The organism is Viridibacillus arvi, assembly GCF_001274945.1.
Classification (GTDB): domain Bacteria; phylum Bacillota; class Bacilli; order Bacillales_A; family Planococcaceae; genus Viridibacillus; species Viridibacillus arvi.
The window spans coordinates 1-4,032 of sequence record NZ_LILB01000012.1 but is presented as its reverse complement, the minus strand read 5'-3'; the positions used below and the strand labels follow the sequence as shown (position 1 = coordinate 4,032).

Sequence of the window (4,032 nt, the reverse complement as noted above, 5' to 3'; positions counted from 1 at the left end):
AGGGGATTTTCTGTACCCTTCAGGAAATCTGAAAGGAGATTTTATACTTTATGTGTACCCATGATAACATGGATTTAGACCAAAAAACAATTCTTTTAGATAAAAAAGCGAATGGAAAAATTCAGCCTTGGAAAGAGAAGAAGACAGCGAATGTCAGTTATTTTGAGCTGTTAGAAATATTGCAATTTAAGAAAGCAGAACGTGTGTCAAATTGTGGTGAAATTTTAGAATTTGATATTACGCAAGAAGGACGAATGAAGTTAGCGAACGCATGGTTTTGTAAATCACCGTTATGTCCGATGTGCAATTGGAGGAAAACGATGAAGCGAAGCATTCAAACAACAAAGATAGTCGAAGAAGTGATTCGTCAAAAGCCAAAAGCGAGATGGATTTTCTTGACGATAACAGTAAAAAATGTGTTTGATGGTGAAGCGTTAGATAAGAGTTTAAAAGCAATGGCAGAAGGTTTTCGTCGATTAATGTTATATAAAAAAGTGAAACAAAATATGGTTGGCTTTATGCGATCAACGGAAGTAACGGTCAATAAAAAAGACGGGTCATATAATCAGCACATGCATGTATTGATGTGTGTCGAGAGTGCTTATTTCAATACAAAAGGAGCGTATTTGTCACAAGTAGATTGGACGAGCTTGTGGAAAAAGGCAATGAAGTTAGATTATGTGCCAGTTGTACATATAGAGGCAGTGAAAAATAAAAAGCGTAACAAGAAAAAAGAGGTTACTGCGATTCAAGCAGCAGTGCAAGAAACAGCAAAATATTCGGTTAAAGATTCCGATTATCTGACTGGTAATCTAGCAAATGATTTAGAAGTTGTAAAAGATTTGGAAGAAGGATTGTATCGAAAACGCATGTTTTCGTATGGTGGATTGCTGAAAGAAATACATAAACAATTGAATTTAGACGACATCGAAGATGGCGATTTGGTACGAGTGGATGATGAGGATTCAGATGTTGAAGAAAAAGCGTATTCGATTGTTGCTCAGTGGAACTGGAAGGCGCAAAATTATTTCATTCGTTAGGAGGAACAATTGATATGACAAAAGAGGAACGAAAATGTCCAAGTGAAATGGTCAATAAAGAATTGCTGGAAGCTTACAGTCACTATAACCGTATCTATCAGCGGTCGCCAGAAGAACAAGACTATATTGCTTTGTTGTGAAGAGAACTGTTAAACCGAATGGAAAAAGAGTAAAGGAGTAGCGAATGCTACTCCTTTTTGTTATGTAGATAGAATTATAAATTTGAGGTATCAAATACTGCATATACCTTATATCTATCTTCTTCGTGTTCTGTATAAACTCTGCAGTGTTTTATAGATGCTAATCTAAAGGCTAGAGAGCATGCTATTTTATAGTCAGGGGTACTATAACTATCATAATTTCCCCCATGCATTTCATTTACTATTGAATCAGCCCATATATCAGCTTCATACATAGTATCAAAAAGAATCTCTTCTTTTTTCCATTTATTCATAATATCCTCAACCTTTTATCAAAATTTATTCCACATCACATAACATTTCTAATTTATCTGATTTGTTATTTGATCCGAATATCTGGAAGTTGAGGTAAACTTTATCGCCCTTTTTAAGAGTTCCTCCTCCTCCTCCTATCAATTGATAATTTTTTAAGCTGCCATGAAAATTATAATTTGGCTTTTCAGTATGAGGTGCATACGGTAGATTTATATTTGAATAATTAATTCTTGCTGCAAGCAACTGTGTTGTTACTTTGTCTCCAAATTTGGATCGTGATCCTGAATCTAATTGTAATCCCCATTGCAAGGTACGTGTATTTGAGTTTTTTGCTACTTGGACTGTCATAGTTGCATTATCACCGATGCTATAATACTTTCCTGTGCAGGCCTCACCAGAAGCTGCTGAGGCGTTAACTGACGTGGTGAAAAATACTGCAAAAGCTAATAAGATGGTTGAAAAAACAGATTTCATTTTCATATAATATATTCCTCCTCTTGTAATAAATGGTACACCTTACACTTTAACGGGAGAAATTTCAAAGTCAACTTATATTTTAATATAGAATTGTTAGACGAGAGTGGCGAAAGCTACTCTTTTTTCTTTTGGCTAGTAGGGAACTTGGGGAGATGGACGACATGTGGCGGTTGTCCATCCAACTTTGCGGTACCGGACCGAAGGGAGGATAAGGAGCAAGGTTGGATGGACAACCTCACAGCACCCGAACCCTCTTGGCATTGAACAAACCATGTTTGTTCCTGCCAACCGGCGAGGGCCGGAAGTTTTGAAACCTGGGTTTCAAACCGCCGGAGGCTAATGCTATCCAAGGGGCTCCCTTGGTCGTAAGTTTGAGGGGCGAAACCCTCAAGGTCTTTTGCATGCTGAAGCATGCTTTGGCGGTAGCCAACTCAGCCTCGCAGAGCACACCTTTACGACAGTAAAGTATAGTGTGCTATACTTTACATGGAAGTTGGCCGGAAAATCGGGGGTGGATTGCTGTGAGTTATGCAGTCGTAAGAATGGCAAAAATGAAGTCGCATGATTTGAAAGGGATCCAGTTCCATAATCAGCGAGAAAGAGAAAGTCGATCAAATCCAGATATTGATAAAGAAAAGACAAAAGATAATTATGATCTGATCAATGCAGAAAATATTAATTACAACGAGCGTGTAAAAGAAATCATTGAATCACAAAAAACGGGTGCCAGAAAAACACGAAAAGATGCGGTATTGGTCAATGAATTAATCGTGACTTCTGACAAAGGGTTTTTTGAGCGATTGACTGCAGCTGAGGAAAAAGCATTCTTTGAGGAAAGTGCGAATTTTTTTAGCGAGAGATATGGTTTACAAAATGTTGCCTATGCGACCGTACATAAAGACGAAAATACACCACACATGCATTTAGGTGTTGTGCCAATGCGTGATGGAAAGTTACAAGGGAAAAACGTATTTAATCGCCAAGAATTGTTATGGCTGCAAGATGAATTTCCAAAGCATATGCAGAAAAAAGGTTTTGAATTGCAACGCGGTGAGGAAGGTTCGAAAGCTGAACATTTAGATAGCATGCGGTACAAAATTGAACAGACCAAAAAGCAGTTGGATGGATTAGAACAATTGCAAGAGGAAGGTCAGTTGCTTGAGGAAAAGATTCAGAAAAAGAAAAAAGAATTTACTGAGATTAGTGAGCAATTGCCTGTAAAGAAAAAGTCGCTAAAGGGCTTGAAAAAAGAAATCGAAACTGAAGTGAAACCAAAGTTACTCGGAAAACCTGAAATCGTCAAAAATGAAACAGGTAATTATGTGATAACCCCGGAGCAACTTGAAAAAGTAGAGGGATTGATCAATGCGGCGGTTTTTGTCAAAAAGGATTACGAGCGTCTGCAAGATACGGACTTGGTAAAACAAAATGACCAATTTAGAGATTTGATTGGTGAGTTAAGTGAGCAAAATAAGGATTTGAAAAAGGAAAATAACATCTTACGAAATGATTTGAAGTTAGTAATTGGGGATATTAATACGCTAGAAGCCCGTATAAGCGATTTAAAGGCTGAAATTAAATTAGTTTATCAAAGTGCTAAAGAATTCGTTAAAGAGCGTACACAGGGCGCTATGGCCTTTAAAGACGTATTTAAGGGGTTGATAGATAAAGTGAAGCAAAAAGCCCCTGGAGGGGAATTTGAGAAGGCTCACAGGCGTGAAACAGCTCGTGAGCTTAATAAAGATTTTGAGAGATAAAAAACCTCTGCGTTGAGCAGGGGTTTTTTATCTTTTTAACGATATTTTTGTGGAGCAAAAATGGAGTTTTTCTTATCTTGATACATATAGAAATAACGTCATTTTCGAAAAGTGCTATAAAACATTGCTGTATATGGCTTTGTGGTGTTTTTTGATGACGAAAGAAAAATATACAAAAAAATCCCAATGTGCTATGATTGAGTTACGACGCTAAATCAATATCACAAGGGGATTTTCTGTACCCTTCAGGAAATCTGAAAGGAGATTTTATACTTTATGTGTACCCATGATAACATGGATTTA

The 4,032-nt window shown here is 37.2% G+C and carries 5 protein-coding genes; 3 read left to right on the top strand and 2 right to left on the bottom strand.

What is annotated here, in order from left to right; all coding sequences use genetic code 11:
* The first annotated feature begins 68 nt into the window (after positions 1 to 68).
* Positions 69 to 1,040, top strand: coding sequence for a protein rep (locus AMD00_RS22530; protein WP_245639586.1), 972 nt, complete (start codon positions 69 to 71; stop codon positions 1,038 to 1,040).
* A 14-nt stretch (positions 1,041 to 1,054) separates the two neighbouring features.
* Positions 1,055 to 1,180 (top strand): hypothetical protein, encoded by a 126-nt coding sequence (locus tag AMD00_RS24205; RefSeq protein WP_281173102.1) that lies wholly within the window; start codon positions 1,055 to 1,057, stop codon positions 1,178 to 1,180.
* A 74-nt stretch (positions 1,181 to 1,254) separates the two neighbouring features.
* Here the strand turns inward: AMD00_RS24205 and AMD00_RS22525 are convergent, their stop codons facing one another.
* On the bottom strand, positions 1,255 to 1,494 hold the full coding sequence (locus AMD00_RS22525; RefSeq protein ID WP_053419240.1) for a hypothetical protein: 240 nt from the start codon (positions 1,492 to 1,494) through the stop codon (positions 1,255 to 1,257).
* Between the two features lie 25 nt (positions 1,495 to 1,519).
* On the bottom strand, positions 1,520 to 1,975 hold the full coding sequence (locus AMD00_RS22520) for a hypothetical protein (protein ID WP_053419239.1): 456 nt from the start codon (positions 1,973 to 1,975) through the stop codon (positions 1,520 to 1,522).
* 518 nt (positions 1,976 to 2,493) lie between these two features.
* Between AMD00_RS22520 and mobV the strand changes: the two genes are divergently transcribed.
* The gene (gene mobV, locus AMD00_RS22510) at positions 2,494 to 3,729 is read left to right on the top strand and encodes a MobV family relaxase (protein WP_053419237.1); all 1,236 of its coding nucleotides are present in this window, start codon (positions 2,494 to 2,496) and stop codon (positions 3,727 to 3,729) included.
* The last annotated feature ends 303 nt before the right edge of the window (positions 3,730 to 4,032 follow it).